Source organism: Exiguobacterium sp. s140 (assembly GCF_018617035.1).
Classification (GTDB): Bacteria; Bacillota; Bacilli; order Exiguobacteriales; family Exiguobacteriaceae; genus Exiguobacterium; species Exiguobacterium profundum.
Genome location: NZ_JACSJK010000001.1, coordinates 102,561 through 122,347 on the forward strand (window position 1 = coordinate 102,561; position 19,787 = coordinate 122,347).

The window sequence follows — 19,787 nt, forward strand, 5'->3', positions numbered from 1 at the left end:
CATGAGACGAGATCGGAAAGTAGTCGCTATCGGGGGAGGGACAGGATTGTCCACTCTCGTTCGTGGGTTGAAACATTATCCACTCGATATCACGGCAATCGTCACCGTCGGGGACGACGGGGGGAGCTCGGGACGTCTTCGTGACGAGTTTCATATGTTGCCTCCGGGTGATATCCGTAATGTCATCTTGGCATTGTCGGAAGTCGAACCGTTAATGGATAAGATTTTACAATACCGCTTCGATACGGGATTTGGTTTAGAAGGGCATTCCCTTGGAAACTTGATGCTCACGGCGGCGACCCACATCTGCGAAGGCTCGTTTGTCAAAGCGATCGATGTCATGTCACAGCTCTTGAACGCACAAGGAAAAGTATTGCCGGTGACTGAGACGCTCATGACCCTCGCAGCCGAGTTTGAGGACGGAACCATCGTTCAAGGGGAATCCAAAATCCCCCTTTATGAGCAACCGATCAAACGGATGTTTTTACTCGAGGAAGGCATTGAGCCGGCCCCGGGCGTCGTCGAAGCGATTGAAGAGGCAGATGTCATCGTGCTCGGTCCAGGAAGCCTGTATACGAGTATCATCCCGAACCTGCTCATCCCGGCGGTGCGGGAAGCCATCATCCGCTCGAAAGTCCCGGTCGTCTATATTTGTAACGTGATGACGCAATCAGGTGAGACGAAAGGCTATGACGCGATGAAGCATTTGAAAGTCATCGAGTCGTACCTTGGTAAGGCATCGATTGACACGATTGTCGTCAACAACGAACCGATTGAAGAAGCGTATTTGGAGCGTTACCGTGAGGACGGATCGGAAGAGGTCCGCTTCGATCGGAAGAAACTCCGAAACTATGGGACGAACGTTCTCGCTGGGGACATCGTCGACTATAACCGGGATTATATCCGTCATGATTCCGACGCCATCGCCGGACTCGTCATGCAGCGGGTGCTCCGTATCAAGAAGCCACGTTCGTTTCAAGAATTGGAACTGAAATAAAGATTGTTGGAAAGACAGAAAGGAGGGGGACTCGATGAGCTTTGCATCAGATGTGAAGAAGGAATTGACACAACTTGAAGTGACTGACGCGGAAGCGAAGGCGGAACTGTCGGCACTCGTTCGGATGAACGGGGTCATCTCGCTCGCCCTAGGACGAGGCATGACCTTAGATGTCTCGACGGAGAACGCCTCGATCGCCCGGCGGATTTACTCGTTGATGAAACGCCTTTACGACCATCCGTTAGACTTGTTCGTACGGAAGAAAATGCGTTTGAAAAAGAACAACGTCTACATCGTCCGGGTGTCACAGCATGCGGAGACGATGCTTCGGGACCTTGAGATCCTCGGAGAGAATTACGAGATGATTCGGACACTGAACTCGGATATGACGGGGGACGAGAACTTAGCACGCGCTTACTTACGTGGTGCGTTCCTCGCCGGCGGGTCAATCAACCATCCGAAAACGTCGTCGTACCACCTCGAAATCTATAGCTTGTACGAAAACCATAACCAGGCGCTACGTGATTTAGCGAATCGGTTCGAGTTGAACGCGAAGACGCTCGAACGGAAAAAAGGGCATATCCTGTACATGAAAGAGAGCGAGAAAATTTCAGATTTCCTCAAGCTGATCGGGGCGACCCGAGGCATGTTGGAGTTTGAAGACGCACGAATCATCAAAGATATGCGGAACTCCGTCAACCGTCTCGTCAACTGTGAGACGGCCAACTTGAACAAGACGGTCGGTGCAGCATTGCGTCAAGTCGAGAACATCAAGTTCTTGGAGCGGACGGTCGGGCTCGACGTCTTACCGAAAAAATTGCGGGAGATTGCTGAACTGCGTGTCACACACCAGGACGTTTCGTTACAGGAACTCGGGGAAATGCTCGAGTCCGGTCCGATTTCGAAGTCAGGAATCAACCATAGACTTCGTAAAATTGACCAGATTGCCGAGCGCGTACGTAGCGGGGACGAAATCGCATCCTCGTGATGCGGTTGCACCAAAACCATTCTTCCTATATAATAAGCAATTGTGTATAGGTTTTATGAATAGCGAATTAAAGGAGCTTCATCATTATGTCGAATGAAAAGAAAAGATTATCGCTCACGATCGACGCTAAGCTCGACCAGGTCATCACAGAGCGTGCCAAAGAAATCGGGATTCCGAAAAGTGCACTCGTCACGTTTGCCACAAGCCTCTTCTTGAACCAGCTTCGTGCAGAAGAGTTGTTGAACGGGGACAAGAACGCAATCTACGAAGTCATTCGTAAAGACTACGAGTTGCTCACGAGCGTAAAGAATCTAGATAACTAAGTAAAAGGTTGACTGCGGTCAGCCTTTTTTAGTTGCATCTCTCTAAGAAATTTGGAATAGTGGTGATAATGAATTGGAACGGAGGTCGATCAAATGGGTCAAATCTTACTCATCCTACTGCTACAACTAATCTACGTTCCGGTGTTGACGCTCCGGACGATCATGCTCGTGAAAGGGAAGACCGTCATCGCCGGTCTATTCGGAACGCTAGAGACGCTCATCTATATCTTCGCGCTCGGCATCGTGTTCCAGGATCTGACGACGGTCGGGATGATCGTGTATGCGGTCGGTTTCGGGCTCGGGATCTTACTTGGCGGTTTCGTCGAACGGAAACTCGCCATCGGTTACAACATGATCCAAGTCCATACGAAAGAATATCCGGCGGAGCTCATCCAACAGATGCGTGACAACGGATATGGGGTCACGCATTATCAAGGTCAAGGACGTGACGGGGTCCGTTACCGTCTTGACGTATTGGCGGCCCGCACCCGGATGAAAGAATTGCGTGAACTCGTCGAGAAACATGAACCGAAAGCGTTCCTCGTCGCATTTGACCCGATCGACTTCAAAGGCGGTTATATGATGAAAGGACTGCGTCGCCCGAAATGACGCACAAGACTCACGAACGTGGGTCTTTTTTTGTTGGAGTAGGGATTTTATCTCGTGACAGGGAACTAGTGAAGAAAGGGGATGAGACCGTGAAACGAAATCGGAGTGTGTGGATGATCTTACTATTTATACTTGTAGGGGCGGGTATCGTTTATTTCGCCATGACCTTATTTGGAGATGGAGAGGACGGTGTCAAACCGCCGCTCCCGACGGTTCGTGTCGGCTCGGTGTCTGCGGAAGTGGAACAATCGACGTACTGTTGGGAATCCGGCAATCAAGCGACGTGCGCCGATTACGGACTACCAGAAGCGGACGACCTTCAACTGATCACCGTCAAACCGGGCGACCGAATCGATGTCGTCTATCATGCAGAACCGATGACGTCGAGTTTCAATCGAATCGAGGATGGGGAACTCGTTCCTTCTGAACTCGTCGTTCCGGACAAGCCGGGCATCTATCTCTATGAAGTCGGCGGAGAGTGGTCGCAAGGAGATAGCCGATACGTCTTCGGTGTCCGGGTTCCTGAAAACTAATGGTTGACCTGCCTCTAAGGGATGGCTGTACAGTGAAAGTAGGAGGTGGGGAAACGGTGATACCAATCGGAAGAGTCGCGCATGTGACCGGATTGTCGGTCAAGGCGATCAAATTTTATGAAGCGCGCGGATTGGTCCGCCCGACGCGGACCGAGAATCAGTATCGAATGTACGGGATGGAAGAGATTCGACGGTTGAGCGAAATCAAACGATTACGTCAAATCGGACTTCGTCTCGAACAAATTCAATCGGGTCTACCGGTTGATACATTGTTAGAAACACGATTGGATGAAGTTCAAGTAGAAATCGAACGACTTCATCGAATCGAGAGGCAGATTCGATTGATGCAAGCAGGAGGGAACGACATGAAGATTCGATATGAGACATTGAATGAAGCCATTTCCGTCTATGGATATGGTGGTACGTTAGAGGAGATTCCGCATATGTGGGCCAAGCTTCAACCGGAACTGACGACGGACGAGTCGTACGGAGTCTGTCTCCCGCAGGAGAACGGTTATGTCGCGGGCATGACGAACCCGGTGTCGGGAGAAGATGCGCGTCGTGTCGAACTGACGGAAGGGAACTATATCGTCGCGACGGTGGAGGGAGGCATCCCGATGATTCCGTCGACGTATGAGCAGCTAGTAAACGTTCCAGACGTGACGCTACGAGACGCGGTCGACTTCGAGCGCTATATTCACGGGCAAGGGGGAGCGGACGACATCATTGAGATTTGGATGCCGATTGAATGAAAAAGACGTTTCCCGCTCAAACGGGAAACGTCTTTTGTGTGATTAACGTGTCATGACTTTGTCGATGAGACCGTAGTCTTTCGCTTGGTCAGCTGCCATGAAGTAGTCACGCTCTGTATCGCGCTCGATGACTTCAAGAGGCTGTCCAGTGTTTTCTGCCATGATTTGGTTCAACTTCTCGCGCATCTTGATGATGCGTTCTGCGTGAATCTTGATGTCTGACGCTTGGCCTTGTGTGCCGCCGAGCGGTTGGTGAATCATGATTTCTGCGTTCGGTAATGCGAAGCGTTTTCCTTTTTCACCGGCTTGGAGCAAGAAGGCACCCATCGATGCGGCCATTCCGATACAAATCGTCGACACGTTCGGCTTGATGAAGTTCATCGTGTCATAAATCGCCATACCCGCTGTGATCGAACCACCTGGGCTGTTGATGTAGAGTGAGATGTCCTTTTCTGGGTCCTCAGCTGCGAGGAAGAGGAGCTGTGCGACGATGGAGTTCGCGACGTTGTCGTCAATCGCACTTCCGAGAAGGATGATACGGTCTTTGAGCAAGCGTGAGTAGATGTCGTACGCGCGCTCCCCACGGCCTGTCTGTTCGATAACTGTTGGAATTAACATTGAATCTGCCTCCTTTATGTAGGTTGTAATTTCATCATACCTGTATAGTCAATGATGGTCAAACGATAGTCATCGTTTTTCACCTATTCCACGATTTTCTCGTCGTGAAACGAAAAAGAGGCCAGGCAATCTGCCTGACCTCTACATCTGATACACCCGGAGAGATTCGAACTCCCGACACCTGGCACCGGAAACCAGTGCTCTATCCCCTGAGCTACGGGTGCATATCTGTGACACGAATTTATTATACATTTGTTTTATTAAAAAAGCAATCCTGTTCGCATAGCTTTTTTGAGCGCGACGGAAGCGGGTTCGCTACAATAGAAAAGAGGGGGGGGAGAACGATGCAACGGCAGGAGCAAAAACAAATTCAGCAACAACAGATGACGCAAGACCTCGTGCAGCGGTTACCGGTCCTTGAAGCGGATCGTCTCGCGCTCGTATTCCGGTTGGCGCGTCTTGCACGGCATAACCCGAACATTCACATCGGGAGCGGGGACGTCGATTGGATTGCAGATGCGGCGAGCTCGTTTGAAGAGAAGTTGTTCACACAGATTCATGAGGGGAGCGGCAGTGAGTCTGAGAAAGCGTTGCGACGACACCTCGTCCTCTTGCTCGACCATCGGGGGTTATTGCCGGATGCGAATGAGGTGTTGGCGGAGCGACTCGGTGTCGACGTCACTCAAATCGAACAGGCGAGGCAGGCGCTTTTATTTCTTGAACCGACGGGGATCGGGGCGAGAACGGAACGGGAGTGTCAATATCGACATGCGATCGAACATGAGGACCCTCGCGTCATCGATGTATTCGAAGCGATCGAGAGTGGGATGAGTCCTCAACAGATGACGACTGCTCTCGCTATTTCAGATGAGGAATTGGCAAGTCTTGAACGAATCGTCGCGACACTTCCGAAACGTCCTCTATTATATGAAGAAACGGGTCATGTTTTTCCGGAACTCGAAGTACGCTATGAAGAGGGGAGACTCGTCACGACGTGGCTCAGTCCGGAACTCGACGAAACGCGTGTCGGGAATGACCGCGAGGCGAAATGGTGGATGACGTCCCTCTCGATGCGGAACGAGACGCTGCGTGAGATTTGGTCAATCATTGAAGCACGTCAGACCGAGTGGCTCCAAGGGGAACTCGTTCTCCATCCGTTGACCCGGCGGACGGTCGCGCAACTCATCGGGAAACATGAATCGACGGTTGGCCGAGCCATCCAAGGGAAGTTCGCTAAGACAGAGAGTGGCATCATGGAGTGGCGACACTTTTTTGTCCGGTCGACAAGTCGTGGGCATTCGCCGTTTATGATTAAACGAACCCTTGCCGAATTGATTCAACGGGAAACGGCACCACAAAGTGATCAGGCGCTTGCGAATGAATTGATTCGATACGGTTATCAAGTGACCCGGCGGACGGTGACGAACTATCGGGAAGAGCTTGGATTCGGCAATTCACGCGAGCGCGAGCGACAGGTATGGAAGGGATGACGAAAATGAAATTAACATTATATAAACGCGACAATTGTTCACTATGTGACGAGGCGGTCGTCATGCTCGAATGGTTACAGGAAGATTATCCGATCGAACTCGAACAGGTCGACATCACGGGGGATGAGGTGCTCGAGGCGAAGTACCTCTTTGAAATCCCCGTTCTCATACATGAAGGTGCGGTCATCAGTCAAGGGCGATATGATGACAACAAAGTTGAAGATTTTGTTAAGTATGCGCTTACATCGAAAAAAAACGTTTGAAGGGGTTGCCAGACGGAAAAGTGATTGATAAGATGAACTCGTAGCGGTGGGACGCAAATAAAAAAGTGGGACAAAAGTTGTCCACACTGAAAGTCGAGGGGGTATGAGCATGATCCAGCAACTGATTCACGTTCAGAAGCAAATTGTCCCTGACCTGCTCGATACGCTCCGACATCGTTACGATATCTTACATTATGTCCGCTTGATGCAGCCGATTGGCCGCAGGACACTCGCGACGAGCTTGGGACTGACCGAACGGGTACTCAGACGAGAAGTCGACTTTTTGAAAGACCAAGGTCTTCTTTACGTCGCTACTCAAGGAATTTCCCTCAGTGAGACGGGACGAAACGTCTTACGAGACTTGCACGAGATCATGGGAGAACTTCTCGGAATCTCAGAAGTGGCAAGAGAGCTCGAAGAGAAATTAGGGGTTCGCCAAGTCGTCATCGTACCGGGTGACTCGGATGAGACATTCTGGGTTCAACGCGATATCGGACGGGCGGCGGTCACGCAACTAAAAGCGCGGCTCGCACCGGATGATAATGTGATTGCGGTAACGGGAGGAACGACGATGGCATCGGTCGCGGCGATGATGTCGCCCGATAAAAAAGAACGCCCGATGCATTTCGTGCCCGCACGTGGAGGTCTTGGAGAGACGCTTGAACTTCAGGCGAACACTGTCTGTTCACGCATGGCGGACCGGGCCCACGCAGACTATCATCTTCTACATATTCCGGATGAAGTATCACAAGAAACATTCGACCGGATGGTGGAGGAACCTAGCATCAAAAATGTGCTGGAAATGATTAGAGCGGCGCGAATTGTGGTACATGGAATTGGTGAGGCAGAAACGATGGCAAAGCGCCGTCACGCATCACCGGAGCATTTGCGGATGATTGAACGGCATGACGCCGTCGCCGAGGCATTCGGATATTATTTCAATGCTGAAGGTGAGATCGTTCATCGCGTCAAGACGGTCGGGATCCAACTCGAAGAGCTGGATGACATGGATACCGTCATCGCGGTTGCCGGAGGAAAATCGAAGGCACAGGCGATCGCTGCTTATGCGAAACACACGTCGAACATCATCCTCGTCACAGACGAAGGTGCGGCGAAAGAATTATTAACTTGTTATTAAAGAGTTGACCCCCCGTTGGCTCTTCAATAAATAGCTTCTACCCTAAGGAGGAAATTAACATGGCAGTAAAAGTTGGTATTAACGGATTTGGACGTATCGGTCGTTTAGCATTCCGCGAGATCATCAAAAACGAAGGAATCGAAGTTGTTGCAATCAACGACTTGACAGACACGAAGATGCTTGCGCACCTTCTCAAGTATGACACGACTCAAGGTCGTTTCGACGGAGAAGTTGAAGTACACGACGATCACTTCCTCGTAAACGGAGAGAAAGTGATCACGCTTGCTAACCGTAACCCTGAAGAACTTCCATGGGGAGACCTCGGTGTAGACATCGTACTCGAATGTACTGGATTCTTCACTTCAAAAGAAAAAGCTGAGCTTCACTTGAAAGCTGGCGCGAAGAAAGTTGTGATCTCGGCTCCTGCTACAGGTGACATGAAGACTGTTGTTTACAACACAAACCACGACATCCTCGATGGTACTGAAACAGTTATCTCAGGTGCTTCTTGTACAACAAACTGCTTGGCGCCAATGGCTAAAGTACTTCAAGACCAGTTCGGAATCGTTGAAGGTCTCATGACGACAATCCACGCTTACACTGGCGACCAAAACACGCTTGACGCTCCACACCCGAAAGGTGACTTCCGTCGTGCGCGTGCAGCTGCAGCGAACATCGTTCCTAACACAACAGGTGCTGCGAAAGCAATCGGTCTCGTAATCCCTGAACTTCAAGGAAAACTTGACGGTGCTGCACAACGTGTACCAGTTGCTACAGGTTCACTCACTGAGCTCGTAACTGTACTCGACAAGCAAGTATCTGTTGACGAAGTAAACGCAGCAATGAAAGCAGCAGCGAACGAGTCATTTGGTTACACTGAAGACGAAATCGTTTCTTCTGACATCGTTGGAATCACATACGGTTCACTCTTCGACGCGACTCAAACAAAAGTCATGACAGTTGGCGACAAGCAACTCGTTAAAACAGTTTCTTGGTACGACAACGAAATGTCTTACACTGCACAATTGGTTCGCACAGTTAAGCACTTCGCTAACATCGCGAAGTAATTTCGTGAACTAAATAGAATCAAATAGGAGCGGAAACAAGAGATTGTTCTCCGCTCTATTTATGAAATGACACGCACGACATATGGAGGCGAAAGTTATGAACAAACAGTCTATTCGTGACATCGATGTAAAAGGGAAACGCGTCTTTTGCCGCGTTGACTTCAACGTTCCACTCAAAGATGGCGTCATCCAAGACGAAACTCGGATCCAAGCCGCACTTCCAACGATCAAGCACTTGCTTGACGGTGGTGCGAAACTCGTCCTTGCGAGCCACCTCGGCCGTCCAAAAGGCGAGAAGAACCCTGAGTTCTCACTTGCTCCAGTAGCGAAGCGTCTCGCTGAACTCCTCGGAAAAGATGTACCGCTCGTCGAAGAAGCATACGGTCCGGTCGCAGAAGAAGCGGTCGCTAACCTCTCTGAAGGCGATGTCGTCGTTTTAGAGAACGTTCGTTTCTACCCAGGTGAAACGAAAAACGACCCTGAACTTGCAAAAGGATTCGCAGCACTTGCTGACGTATACGTCAATGACGCGTTCGGCGCGGCTCACCGTGCACACGCTTCAACTGAAGGGATTGCGCACCACGTGGACACAGCCGTTGCTGGTCTCTTGATGGAAAAAGAACTTGAAGTTCTCGGTAAAGCTCTTTCAAACCCAGACCGTCCGTTCACGGCGATTATCGGCGGGTCGAAAGTAGCGGATAAGATTGGGGTCATCGACCACCTTCTTGACATCGTTGACACACTCATCATCGGTGGCGGACTCTCGTACACGTTCTCGAAAGCACTCGGGCACGAAGTCGGAACGTCACTCCTTGAAGAGGATAAGCTTGACCTCGCTCGTCAATTCATGAAGAAAGCAGAAGACAAAGGCGTAAAATTCTTGATGCCTGTCGACTGCGTCATCACGAAAGAATTCGGCGAAGAAACGTATGTCGGCCCAGTCGATATCGACTCGATCCCAGCGGATCACATGGGTCTCGATATCGGACCGAAGACAGTCGAACTTTACGCGGACGCGATTCGCGAATCGAAACTTGTCGTATGGAACGGACCGATGGGCGTATTCGAACTCGATAAATACGCAAACGGAACGAAAGGTGTCGCTCAAGCGCTTGCGGACAGCGATGCATACTCAATCATCGGTGGTGGCGACTCAGCAGCTGCGGCAGCCAAGTTTGGTCTTGCTGACAAGATGAGTCACATCTCAACTGGTGGCGGCGCGTCACTCGAATTCATGGAAGGCAAGAAACTTCCAGGTGTCGAGGCGTTGAACGACAAGTAATTTAGAGGAGGGTTATCGATGCGTAAACCGATTATTGCAGGTAACTGGAAAATGAACAAAACACTCTCGGAAGCTGTTGCTTTCGTTGAGGAAGTGAAAAACAACATCCCATCTACTGACAAAGTAGATGCAGCGATTGGTGCTCCAGCACTTTTCCTCGCACCGATGGTAGAAGCAGCTAAAGGGTCAAACTTGAAGCTCGGTGCACAAAACATGTACGACAAAGATAGCGGTGCTTACACTGGCGAAATCAGCCCAGTGATGGTCGCTGACCTCGGCGTGACTTACGTCATCCTCGGTCACTCAGAACGTCGCGAGTACTTCGGTGAGTCGGATGCGTTCATCAACAGCAAAACGAAAAAAGCGTTCGAACACGGTCTTACGCCAATCGTTTGTGTCGGTGAAACACTCGAGGAGCGCGAAGGCGACAAGTTCGAAGAAGTCATCAAAACACAAGTCGAAGGCGGTCTAGCTGACCTTTCTGCTGACCAAGTCAAACAACTCGTCATCGCGTATGAGCCAGTTTGGGCAATCGGTACAGGGAAATCAGCGGACGAAGCAGACGCACAAAGCTCTTGTAAATATGTTCGCGACGTGGTGAAAGGTCTTTACGGTGAAGACGTAGCGGCTGCAGTACGCATCCAGTACGGTGGATCTGTAAAACCAGAGAACATCAAAGAGTATATGGCACAGGAAGATATCGACGGCGCACTCGTCGGCGGTGCTTCACTTGAAGCCGCTTCGTTCCTCAAATTGTTGGAGGCGATTTAAATGGCTAGACCAGTCGCACTCATCATTTTAGATGGTTTCGGGATGCGTGACGAATCGTTCGGAAACGCAGTCATGGCTGCGAACAAACCGAACTTCGATCGCTACTGGGAGCAGTATCCACATACGCTCTTAAACGCAAAAGGCGAGTACGTCGGTCTTCCGGAAGGACAGATGGGGAACTCGGAAGTCGGTCACTTGAACATCGGTGCCGGCCGAGTCGTCTATCAGTCACTCTCACGCGTGAACAACGCAATCAAAGACCGTTCGTTATTCGACCGTCAGGCGATGAACCATTTGGCAGGTCATGTGAAGAAACATGATTCGAGCCTCCATATCATGGGTCTCGTATCAGATGGCGGGATTCACTCGCACATCAATCACATGTTTGCCATCGTTGAGTTCGCAAAACTCCACGGCATCGAAAAAGTGTACATTCACGCGTTCACGGACGGCCGTGACTGTGATCCGAAATCAGGAGCTGGTTTCCTCAAAGAAACAGAAGAAAAGCTTGCTGAACTCGGTGTCGGTCAAGTCGCTAGCGTGTCTGGTCGCTACTATGCCATGGACCGCGACAACCGTTGGGAGCGCGTCGAGAAAGTATACGACGTCCTCGTAAACGGTAAAGGCGAAGTTGGCACGGACCCAGTCGAAGTTCTCAAGAAGTCTTACGAGAACGATTTGACGGATGAGTTTGTGTTACCAACTGTCATCGAAAAAGATGGAAAGCCGGTCGCGACAATCCAGGACAATGATGCCATCATGTTCTTCAACTTCCGTCCGGACCGGGCGATCCAACTCGCAAAAGTGTTCAAAGAGAAAGTCGGCTTCAAAGGCTTCGAACTCTCAAGCAAACACCCAGAGAACATCTTGCTCGTCTCGATGACGAAGTTCTCGGATGAGGTCGACACGGATATCGTCTTCCCACCGGAAGATTTGAAAAACACACTCGGGGAAACGCTCTCTGCACAAGGGTACAAACAACTCCGTGCTGCAGAAACAGAGAAATACCCACACGTCACGTTCTTCTTGAACGGACAAAAAGAACAACCATTTGAAGGTGAGGATCGTCTCCTTGTCCCTTCACCGAAAGTCGCGACGTACGACTTGCAACCAGAAATGAGCGCATATGAGCTCACAGACGGTTTGCTCGAGCGTATCGAGTCAGATGAGTATGATGCATACATCATCAACTTCGCAAACCCGGATATGGTTGGTCACTCAGGGAAGCTTGAGCCGACGAAGAAAGCGATCGAAGCGGTCGACGAATGCCTCGGTAAAGTAGTGGACGCATTACTTGCTAAAGGTGGCGCGGCCATCATCACAGCGGACCACGGGAACGCGGACATCGTCACGAACCCGGATGGCTCACCGATGACGGCGCACACGACGGAACCTGTTCCATGTATCGTCACAAAAGAGGGAGTCGAACTGAAACCAGTTCTCGACGGCGCACTTTGCGACCTCGCCCCAACGCTTCTTCACCTTCTCGGTGGAGAGCAACCAGCTGAAATGACTGGTTCGTCAATCGTTACAAAATAATACAACTATTTTTCAAACGAAAAGGAGCGATTTTTCATGTCAATGATTACAGAAATTTACGCACGCGAGATTTTAGATTCACGCGGTAACCCATCAGTAGAAGTAGAAGTCTTCACAGAAGACGGCGGTTTCGGCCGTGCCCTCGTCCCATCAGGCGCATCAACAGGTGAGCACGAAGCAGTTGAGCTTCGCGATGGCGACAAGTCACGTTACCTCGGTAAAGGTGTCTTGAAAGCAGTTGCGAACGTGAATGACACGATTGCACCAGAACTCATCGGCTACGATGTATTCGACCAAAACGCAATCGATGCGAAAATGATCGAACTCGACGGTACACCAAACAAAGCAAAACTTGGTGCAAATGCAATCCTCGGTGTATCGATGGCAGCAGCTCACGCAGCAGCAGATGAGCTCGGTCTCCCACTTTACACATACCTTGGTGGATTCAATGCGAAGACACTTCCAACACCAATGATGAACATCATCAACGGTGGTTCGCACGCGGACAACAACGTGGACTTCCAAGAGTTCATGATCATGCCTGTCGGCGCGCCAACATTCCGTGAAGCGCTCCGCATGGGTGCTGAAGTATTCCACGCCCTCAAATCAGTTCTTTCTGGTATGGGTCTTAACACAGCTGTCGGTGACGAAGGTGGTTTCGCACCAAACTTGAAGTCTAACGAAGAAGCGATCACAGTTATCCTTGAAGCGATCGAAAAAGCTGGTTACAAACCAGGTGAAGACGTCTACCTCGCAATGGACGTTGCATCTTCTGAGTTCTACGACAAATCAACTGGTAAATACGAACTCGCTGGCGAAGGCAAGTCACTCACAACTGCTGAGCTTGTAGACTTCTACGCTGAGCTCGTTGACAAGTACCCAATCCTCTCAATCGAAGATGGTTGTGACGAAAACGACTGGGATGGCCACAAGCTTCTCACAGACAAAATCGGACACAAAGTTCAACTCGTTGGGGATGACCTCTTCGTAACGAACACATCTAAACTTGCTGAAGGTATCGAAAAAGGAATCGCAAACTCGATCCTCATCAAAGTTAACCAAATCGGTACGCTCACAGAAACATTCGACGCGATCGAAATGGCTAAAAAAGCTGGTTACACAGCAGTCGTCTCACACCGTTCTGGTGAAACAGAAGACGCGACAATCGCAGACATCGCTGTTGCGACAAACGCTGGACAAATCAAAACTGGTTCACTTTCACGTACAGACCGTATCGCGAAATACAACCAACTTCTCCGCATCGAAGACATGCTCGGCGATGTAGCGAAATACGACGGTATCAAGTCGTTCTACAACCTTAAAAAATAATTGATTGATTGTTTCAGGCTCGCCAATCGGCGGGCCTGTTTTTTTGTGTGGAATAACCGTTTAATCGACGGTGGGAAAACTGATCGGTCGTCAACCCGTCTTGCGGCACCGATGCTTTCTGCAGGCAATCCACGGAGCCTCCTCGCGCTTATGCGCTTGCGGGGTCTCCGCGAGATTGCTTTCCTGCAAGAGTCACGGTGCCGCTTCGACGGGCGTGAACGCTCGGTGTCGAACCTCCTCGTGCTGTATACTGAACGTGACTGATAAAGGGTAGGGGGAGATTGGATGGATCAATCGAATGAACAAGAAAAAAGGTTGAGCGGTGGGAACGTGTCAACTGTCTATAAAAAGGGGAATTACGTCTATCGCACTCAAAAGGAAGGCAGCGAGCGTATTCATCGATGGTTACGTCACTTGGAGGCAAAGCAACTTTCCGGAGTGCCGCATTTTATTGGAATCGATGATCGAGGAAGAGAAGTGTTAACTTACTTGGAAGGAGAAACCGCAGACTATCCTTTGAAGTCTTACATGTGGTCCGATGAGGCAATTCAAGACGCGGTTCGGCTGATGCGTCAGCTACATGACGCGACAGCGGATTTCGAGTGGGGATCGGAGTGGCCTCCACTCGACAATACACCACAACCGTTCGAGGTCATCTGTCATAACGACTTCGCTGTCTACAATACAATTTTCCATGAAAGAAAGGTAGCGGGAGTCATCGATTTTGACTTGGCTGCACCGGGACCGCGGGCTTGGGATATCGTCTACGCGCTTTATACGTTCGTTCCGCTCAGTCGTCGTCATCAAGCCGAAACGGGAGAAGTCATCTATTATGATGCCGATCGAGATGATGCAATCTATAACAAGCGTGTATCTTTGTTTCTCGAAGCCTACGGTTGGGATCAAGCGGAGGTCGACTTGTTCGACATGTTGCAACGACGCATCGAAGCGCTCTGTCTGTTGATGAAACGAAAAGCTGCGGAAGGAGACGTCGCCTTCCAAAAGATGATTGACGAAGGACATTACGATCATTACCAAGAGGAACTTCGGTTTATTCGAACGCATGGACAGAAGTGGTTCTGAAACAATCTGAAGCGGGAATATAGAAAATGAAGCATGAATGGGGAGGCGATTTTCGTGATGATGCTCGGATTTCTTTTCTTGGTATTGCTCATTGGATTCGGCATATGGTACTATCTCAAATCGCACCGGAATGACGATTGGTCATGACAACATTGTCATGACCTCTCTTTTGTGTCTGTTTGCACAAAATTTGGGTATACTCTCTACATAACGAGTAAAGGAGCCCATGCTTATGACGCGAGTACGTAAAGCCATCATCCCAGCCGCCGGTCTCGGCACCCGCTTCCTTCCCGCCACGAAAGCCATGCCAAAAGAAATGTTGCCGATCGTCAACAAGCCGACGATCCAGTTCATCGTCGAGGAAGCCGTCGCTTCAGGCATCGAGGACATCATCATCGTCACGGGGAAGAACAAGCGGGCGATTGAAGACCATTTCGACCGTGCGCTCGAATTGGAGCAGAACCTTGAATCGAAAGGAAAGACGCGCTTGCTCGAAGCGGTCCGACACTCCTCGAACTTGGCGAACATTCACTACATACGCCAACAGGAGCCGAAAGGTCTTGGTCATGCGATTTGGTGCGCCCGGAAATTTATCGGGGACGAGCCGTTCGCCGTCTTGCTCGGGGACGATATCATCGAATCCGATGTGCCGGCGACGAAGCAGTTGATCGACCAATATGAGGCCCACGATCGTTCGATCATCGGGGTGCAGCGTGTCCCGTATGAAATGACGAACCGATATGGTATAATTGACCCGCTTGCCGTCGAAGGGAAGCTCATCCCGGTGCGGACGTTCGTGGAGAAACCGCCCATCGATGAGGCCCCGTCGAACTTCGCCATCCTCGGTCGCTATATCTTGAAACCGGACGTCTTTGAGGCGTTGGCGGGACAAGAGGCGGGAGCCGGGGGCGAGATTCAATTGACGGATGCGATCGCACGCTTGAATGAGGGGCAGACGGTCTTCGCCTACGAATTTGACGGTCGACGTTACGACGTCGGAGAGCCAATCGGGTTCGTCGAGACGACGATTTGCCACGCGCTCAGCGATCCTGATTTAAAAGATGACGTCCATGCCCTATTGAAACGGCTCGTGGACGAACTTGATCAACAGTAAGGTGTGTTATTTTTGAAAACAATGCTTATGGTGTGTCAAAACTATTATCCGGAGATTGGCAGTGCCGGCAACCGGATGCAAAACATTACGCATTTGATGAAGCAGCGCGGGTATGAAGTCGAGGTCATCACGGCCGCTCCTTCGTACCCGAGCTTTGATATGTACCAGGACGACCGCTTCTGGAACGACCAAGAGTTGAACGACCAACCGTTCATCAAGCGACTCATCACGAAGAAACGGAAGCATACGTCCAACATGGTCAGTCGTCTCTTCCTGTTCCTCGAACAGATGGTCAAAGGAATCCGGGAAGTCCGCAAGCTCGAATTGAAGCCAGACGTCGTCTTTGCGACGACCCCTTCTTTTTTTATGGCGTTTGTCGGTGCTTACGCGAAACGAAAGTATCGCGTCCCGTTCATCTTGGACGTCCGTGATCTTTGGCCAGAATCGGTGAAAGGGGTCGGCGTCTTCAAGTACGATTGGGTGCTCACGCCGGCTTTTTGGATGGAGAAACGACTGTATCGTGTCGCCGATGAAGTCATCATCAACTCGGAAGGGTTCCGCAGCTATCTTCGTCAGCGCGGTGTGCCGAACGAGAAGATTCACTACATGCCGAACTCGATCCGGGAAGCGGAGCGAACGCTCGAGCGGACGATCCCACCGGACGACCGGATGGAAATCTTATACGCCGGGAACATGGGTCTTGCCCAAGATGTGTCGTTGTTACTCGAACTCGCCGAGCGATTCCGGGACGAGCCACGGGTCCACTTCAAATTGATCGGCTACGGCTATCGGAAAGAAGAGTTGAAACAGACGATCAAAGACCGTGGCTTCCAAAACTTCTTGTTCCTCGAGGCGATGCCACGGACAGAGGCGTTTCAGGCGATTAAAAATGCTGACGTCGCATTCGTCAGTCTGATCGAGCAAGAAGTGTTCGATACGGTCATCCCTGGGAAACTCATCGACTATATGGCAGTCGGCAAACCGATTGTCGCAGCAGTGTCAGGCCATGCGGCGAATGTCATTGAAGCGGCGGAAGTCGGTTACGTGTCACGGAAACGTGACATCGATGAGATTGAGCGGATCCTGCGGAAGCTCCTCGACCGACCGGATTTACGGGAGGCACTCGGGGCGAACGGGATTCGTTACGTCAAAGAGAATTTATGTTGGGAAGAGAATATCGACGTGTTAGATCAAGTCGTACAACAGTTAGTGATGGAGGAAACACGATGAAGTCAGTATGTATGTTTGTATGGAACCATTTTACGAATGATGCGCGCGTCCTTCGTGAGTGCTCGGCACTCGCCGAGGCAGGCTATGAAGTCGATTTGATCGCGCTTCAAGATCCGAAAAATAAAGAGCTTCCAAAAGAAGAGATGCGTCCGGAAGGCTTCCGCGTCATCCGCGTGAAGCGTCAACCTTCGATTCTCGTCAACGCGCTCAAGTTCGCGAAGAAGACGTATCAATGGGTGAGCGAGAAACGGACCCGCCAAATCGGTGCGGGACTCGTCGGTGCCGGGTTGTTCTTACTTGCGCCGTTCACGATGCTCGCGCTCGGAGCGGCCATCGGGACGGTCTTGTTGCCGCAAGTGCGTAAGCAAATCGTCAACGCGAGTGCGATGCTCGAGATGGTGTTCGCTTCGACGAAAAAATCGTATGACTTTTACCATGCGAACGATTTGAACACGCTCCCGCAGGCACTCCTCGCTGGAAAAGTGTTCAACAAAGGTCGAATCGTCTACGACTCGCACGAGGTACAGACGGACCGTACGGGTTACGGCTACATCCAGAGTAACCTTGAAGGATGGCTCTTGCCGTTCGTCGATACGATGATGGTCGAGAACCATACGCGTGCAGCGCACAACGAAGAGTTGTACGGGTTCTATCCGTACGTGCTCCACAACTATCCGTTCTACCGTCCGCTCGACTTCTCGCTCCGTAAGGACTTGCATGCGCTTCTCGACTTACCGAAAGACGAGAAGATCCTCTTGTATCAAGGGGGCATTCAAGCCGGACGCGGTCTCGAACAGCTCGTGCTCGCGGCGAAAGACTTCAAAGAAGGCACGCTCGTCATGATCGGGGACGGGAAGCTTAAACCGACGATTCAACAGTTGATCGAGACGGAAGGGGTCGGCGACCGCGTCAAGATGATTGACAAAGTACCGGTCGAAGCGTTACCTTACTATACGATGAACGCCTATTTAGGCTTCCAAGTATTGAACAACGTCTGCTTCAACCACTACTCGGCCTCGTCGAATAAATTGTTCGAGTATTTGATGGCTGAAGTACCGGTCGTCTCATGTGACTTCCCTGAAATCGAACGGGTCGTTGCGGGGAACGATGTCGGGGTGCTCGTCGATTCGCATGATCCACAATCGATTGCGGACGGCGTCAACCGGATGATTGAAGACCAAGCACTCTATGCGCGTGTCAAAGAGAACACGAAGACCGCGCGTGAGAAATATAACTGGGATTTGGAAAAAGAGGCACTCTTAAACGTCTACGCGAACGCCGCGGAGCGCAAGTTGCCGATTATGAAAGACGGTGCGCCAAAGCCAGTACAATCTTAAGACTGCGGCTTTTGCCGCGGTCTTTTTTCTATGGAGGGAGGACATTTATGAAACGTCAACAACAACATCTGTTGCGCCAACAAGTATGGCGCAAGCTACAAACCATCTCGGTGAAGGACATCGCCTGGATTATCGCAGGCTCTTTCATTCTCTCGTTCGGGGTCAACTACTTTACCGTACCGAACGACTTCTCGGAAGGTGGCCTGCTCGGGGTCACGATCATCCTGTACTACGTCTTCGGCTGGGACCTCGGGCTCACGTCGATCATCGGGAACGGGATTCTCTTTATCGTCGGCTATAAGCTGCTCGACCGTCGGACAATGGTCTATTCGGTCATCGCCGTCATCGCGACGTCATTCTTCCTCAGTCTGACACATGACTGGGGCAGCCCTGCCGAGGACAAACTGCTTGCGGCCGTCTATGCCGGAATCATGATCGGGGTCGGGATCGGCATGGTGCTCCGTGTCGGCGGGACGACCGGCGGGGGTGTCATCATCGCCCGACTCATGGAGCGCTATCTCCACTTGAGTGTCGCCGTCTCGATGTTCATCATCGATGCGATCGTCGTCGCGACATCTGGCTTCTTCTTAGGGGAACAAGTCGTTCTCTATACGCTCATCGCGATCATCATCGGTTCATGGGTCATCGACCTCGTCGCGGAAGGTCTCAACATCCGTAAAGCCGTCACGATCATCAGCGATAAGCAAGAAGAGCTCGCCGTCGTCTTAACGGAGACGCTCGGACGCTCGGCGACGATTATCCATGGACACGGTTACTATACGAAGCAGGATAAGAACATGTTGTATATGATCGTCGACAAACGTCAGATCGCACCACTCAAAAAAATCGTCCAAGTGACGGACGACCGTGCCTTCGTCGTCATCCACCAGGTGAAGGAAGTCATTGGGGAAGGATTCAGCTACCCGTCCCGATAATTTGAATGCTGGTGTTTTATTGATAACTTCTATATAATAAAAGGCGTGTAAATAGAAGGAGGAACTGACTACTATGCAAACGATCGCTACAATCAGCCTACTTGTCGTGGCTGTCTTATTGATTGTCGTCGTACTGCTCATGTCAGGTCGGTCGCAAGGTCTTGGAGCGATTGCAGGTGGCGCGGAGCAGTTGTTCGGACGCCAGAAAGCACGCGGCTTCGATGCTGTTTTGAACCGAACTGCAGCTGTACTAGGCACTTTGTTTTTCATTTTAGGATTACTAGTCGCATCATTATGATGATAAGGCTGATCGTTCTCGATTTTCACGTGAGGCGGTCAGCTTTTGTTTTTTCGATTTATTTTTTGGGAATAATGTAGATACGAGGAGA

21 protein-coding genes and 1 tRNA gene are annotated in these 19,787 nt (G+C 50.8%); 20 read left to right on the forward strand and 2 right to left on the reverse strand.

Annotation, left to right across the window (positions count from 1 at the left end):
* Position 1 precedes the first annotated feature (1 nt).
* The 6 genes from KNO61_RS00590 to KNO61_RS00615 all read left to right on the forward strand — a co-directional run bounded on the left by KNO61_RS00590 (position 2) and on the right by KNO61_RS00615 (position 4,202).
* Entirely contained in the window at positions 2-997 is a 996-nt protein-coding gene (locus KNO61_RS00590; protein WP_214872483.1) for a gluconeogenesis factor YvcK family protein, read from the forward strand.
* 34 nt (positions 998-1,031) lie between these two features.
* Complete coding sequence (gene whiA, locus KNO61_RS00595) at positions 1,032-1,985, forward strand: DNA-binding protein WhiA (protein WP_012726921.1); 954 nt, start codon at positions 1,032-1,034, stop codon at positions 1,983-1,985.
* Positions 1,986-2,071: 86 nt separating this feature from the next.
* Positions 2,072-2,308, forward strand: a complete 237-nt coding sequence (locus KNO61_RS00600) for a hypothetical protein (protein WP_012726920.1) — start codon at positions 2,072-2,074, stop codon at positions 2,306-2,308.
* A 93-nt stretch (positions 2,309-2,401) separates the two neighbouring features.
* Entirely contained in the window at positions 2,402-2,917 is a 516-nt protein-coding gene (locus KNO61_RS00605) for a DUF2179 domain-containing protein (RefSeq protein ID WP_012726919.1), read from the forward strand.
* Between the two features lie 89 nt (positions 2,918-3,006).
* On the forward strand, positions 3,007-3,450 hold the full coding sequence (locus KNO61_RS00610) for a hypothetical protein (RefSeq protein WP_240499841.1): 444 nt from the start codon (positions 3,007-3,009) through the stop codon (positions 3,448-3,450).
* A 56-nt stretch (positions 3,451-3,506) separates the two neighbouring features.
* The gene (locus tag KNO61_RS00615) at positions 3,507-4,202 is read left to right on the forward strand and encodes a MerR family transcriptional regulator (protein WP_168169853.1); all 696 of its coding nucleotides are present in this window, start codon (positions 3,507-3,509) and stop codon (positions 4,200-4,202) included.
* Positions 4,203-4,244: 42 nt separating this feature from the next.
* On the opposite strand, the gene clpP is transcribed toward KNO61_RS00615, so the two are convergent.
* Positions 4,245-4,820, reverse strand: a complete 576-nt coding sequence (gene clpP, locus KNO61_RS00620; protein WP_012726916.1) for an ATP-dependent Clp endopeptidase proteolytic subunit ClpP — start codon at positions 4,818-4,820, stop codon at positions 4,245-4,247.
* Between the two features lie 151 nt (positions 4,821-4,971).
* A tRNA-Arg gene (locus tag KNO61_RS00625) sits at positions 4,972-5,044 on the reverse strand.
* Positions 5,045-5,164: 120 nt separating this feature from the next.
* On the opposite strand from KNO61_RS00625, the gene KNO61_RS00630 reads away from it, so the two are divergent.
* From KNO61_RS00630 to secG, 14 genes are all read left to right on the forward strand, one after another.
* Positions 5,165-6,310 carry an RNA polymerase factor sigma-54 gene (locus KNO61_RS00630; protein ID WP_214872484.1) on the forward strand — a complete coding sequence of 382 codons (1,146 nt, stop codon included), beginning with the start codon at positions 5,165-5,167 and terminating at the stop codon, positions 6,308-6,310.
* A gap of 5 nt (positions 6,311-6,315) precedes the next feature.
* Positions 6,316-6,573 carry a glutaredoxin family protein gene (locus KNO61_RS00635; protein ID WP_251025518.1) on the forward strand — a complete coding sequence of 86 codons (258 nt, stop codon included), beginning with the start codon at positions 6,316-6,318 and terminating at the stop codon, positions 6,571-6,573.
* A 109-nt stretch (positions 6,574-6,682) separates the two neighbouring features.
* Positions 6,683-7,711 (forward strand): sugar-binding transcriptional regulator, encoded by a 1,029-nt coding sequence (locus KNO61_RS00640; protein ID WP_012726913.1) that lies wholly within the window; start codon positions 6,683-6,685, stop codon positions 7,709-7,711.
* Positions 7,712-7,770: 59 nt separating this feature from the next.
* Positions 7,771-8,778 carry a type I glyceraldehyde-3-phosphate dehydrogenase gene (gene gap / locus KNO61_RS00645; protein WP_012726912.1) on the forward strand — a complete coding sequence of 336 codons (1,008 nt, stop codon included), beginning with the start codon at positions 7,771-7,773 and terminating at the stop codon, positions 8,776-8,778.
* A gap of 97 nt (positions 8,779-8,875) precedes the next feature.
* The gene (locus tag KNO61_RS00650; protein ID WP_074036297.1) at positions 8,876-10,060 is read left to right on the forward strand and encodes a phosphoglycerate kinase; all 1,185 of its coding nucleotides are present in this window, start codon (positions 8,876-8,878) and stop codon (positions 10,058-10,060) included.
* Positions 10,061-10,078: 18 nt separating this feature from the next.
* Entirely contained in the window at positions 10,079-10,831 is a 753-nt protein-coding gene (gene tpiA / locus KNO61_RS00655) for a triose-phosphate isomerase (protein WP_078147302.1), read from the forward strand.
* Entirely contained in the window at positions 10,832-12,370 is a 1,539-nt protein-coding gene (gene gpmI, locus KNO61_RS00660; protein WP_012726909.1) for a 2,3-bisphosphoglycerate-independent phosphoglycerate mutase, read from the forward strand.
* A gap of 36 nt (positions 12,371-12,406) precedes the next feature.
* Positions 12,407-13,699 (forward strand): phosphopyruvate hydratase, encoded by a 1,293-nt coding sequence (eno, locus tag KNO61_RS00665; RefSeq protein WP_012726908.1) that lies wholly within the window; start codon positions 12,407-12,409, stop codon positions 13,697-13,699.
* A 285-nt stretch (positions 13,700-13,984) separates the two neighbouring features.
* Positions 13,985-14,782, forward strand: a complete 798-nt coding sequence (locus KNO61_RS00670) for a phosphotransferase (protein WP_214872485.1) — start codon at positions 13,985-13,987, stop codon at positions 14,780-14,782.
* 232 nt (positions 14,783-15,014) lie between these two features.
* The gene (galU, locus tag KNO61_RS00675; protein ID WP_214872486.1) at positions 15,015-15,896 is read left to right on the forward strand and encodes a UTP--glucose-1-phosphate uridylyltransferase GalU; all 882 of its coding nucleotides are present in this window, start codon (positions 15,015-15,017) and stop codon (positions 15,894-15,896) included.
* 21 nt (positions 15,897-15,917) lie between these two features.
* A complete protein-coding gene (locus KNO61_RS00680) occupies positions 15,918-17,126 on the forward strand; it encodes a glycosyltransferase family 4 protein (protein WP_251030786.1) in 1,209 nt (402 codons plus the stop codon).
* A complete protein-coding gene (locus KNO61_RS00685) occupies positions 17,123-18,463 on the forward strand; it encodes a glycosyltransferase (RefSeq protein ID WP_047795089.1) in 1,341 nt (446 codons plus the stop codon). The genes KNO61_RS00680 and KNO61_RS00685 overlap by 4 nt, the downstream gene beginning before the upstream one ends.
* A gap of 47 nt (positions 18,464-18,510) precedes the next feature.
* Positions 18,511-19,398 carry a YitT family protein gene (locus KNO61_RS00690; protein ID WP_012726903.1) on the forward strand — a complete coding sequence of 296 codons (888 nt, stop codon included), beginning with the start codon at positions 18,511-18,513 and terminating at the stop codon, positions 19,396-19,398.
* A 73-nt stretch (positions 19,399-19,471) separates the two neighbouring features.
* Positions 19,472-19,696, forward strand: coding sequence for a preprotein translocase subunit SecG (gene secG / locus KNO61_RS00695; RefSeq protein WP_012726902.1), 225 nt, complete (start codon positions 19,472-19,474; stop codon positions 19,694-19,696).
* Positions 19,697-19,787: the final 91 nt, after the last annotated feature.

Excerpts from the sequence above, each read along its gene's own strand:
- KNO61_RS00690 (WP_012726903.1), top strand. The coding sequence starts at position 18,511 with ATGAAACGTCAACAACAACATCTGTTGCGCCAACAAGTATGGCGCAAG.
- KNO61_RS00685 (WP_047795089.1), top strand. The coding sequence starts at position 17,123 with ATGAAGTCAGTATGTATGTTTGTATGGAACCATTTTACGAATGATGCG.
- gpmI (WP_012726909.1), top strand. The coding sequence starts at position 10,832 with ATGGCTAGACCAGTCGCACTCATCATTTTAGATGGTTTCGGGATGCGT.
- KNO61_RS00650 (WP_074036297.1), top strand. The coding sequence starts at position 8,876 with ATGAACAAACAGTCTATTCGTGACATCGATGTAAAAGGGAAACGCGTC.
- whiA (WP_012726921.1), top strand. The coding sequence starts at position 1,032 with ATGAGCTTTGCATCAGATGTGAAGAAGGAATTGACACAACTTGAAGTG.
- eno (WP_012726908.1), top strand. The coding sequence starts at position 12,407 with ATGTCAATGATTACAGAAATTTACGCACGCGAGATTTTAGATTCACGC.
- tpiA (WP_078147302.1), top strand. The coding sequence starts at position 10,079 with ATGCGTAAACCGATTATTGCAGGTAACTGGAAAATGAACAAAACACTC.
- secG (WP_012726902.1), top strand. The coding sequence starts at position 19,472 with ATGCAAACGATCGCTACAATCAGCCTACTTGTCGTGGCTGTCTTATTG.
- clpP (WP_012726916.1), bottom strand. The coding sequence starts at position 4,820 with ATGTTAATTCCAACAGTTATCGAACAGACAGGCCGTGGGGAGCGCGCG.
- KNO61_RS00605 (WP_012726919.1), top strand. The coding sequence starts at position 2,402 with ATGGGTCAAATCTTACTCATCCTACTGCTACAACTAATCTACGTTCCG.
- KNO61_RS00590 (WP_214872483.1), top strand. The coding sequence starts at position 2 with ATGAGACGAGATCGGAAAGTAGTCGCTATCGGGGGAGGGACAGGATTG.
- KNO61_RS00630 (WP_214872484.1), top strand. The coding sequence starts at position 5,165 with ATGCAACGGCAGGAGCAAAAACAAATTCAGCAACAACAGATGACGCAA.
- KNO61_RS00600 (WP_012726920.1), top strand. The coding sequence starts at position 2,072 with ATGTCGAATGAAAAGAAAAGATTATCGCTCACGATCGACGCTAAGCTC.
- KNO61_RS00635 (WP_251025518.1), top strand. The coding sequence starts at position 6,316 with ATGAAATTAACATTATATAAACGCGACAATTGTTCACTATGTGACGAG.
- gap (WP_012726912.1), top strand. The coding sequence starts at position 7,771 with ATGGCAGTAAAAGTTGGTATTAACGGATTTGGACGTATCGGTCGTTTA.
- galU (WP_214872486.1), top strand. The coding sequence starts at position 15,015 with ATGACGCGAGTACGTAAAGCCATCATCCCAGCCGCCGGTCTCGGCACC.
- KNO61_RS00680 (WP_251030786.1), top strand. The coding sequence starts at position 15,918 with ATGCTTATGGTGTGTCAAAACTATTATCCGGAGATTGGCAGTGCCGGC.
- KNO61_RS00670 (WP_214872485.1), top strand. The coding sequence starts at position 13,985 with ATGGATCAATCGAATGAACAAGAAAAAAGGTTGAGCGGTGGGAACGTG.
- KNO61_RS00640 (WP_012726913.1), top strand. The coding sequence starts at position 6,683 with ATGATCCAGCAACTGATTCACGTTCAGAAGCAAATTGTCCCTGACCTG.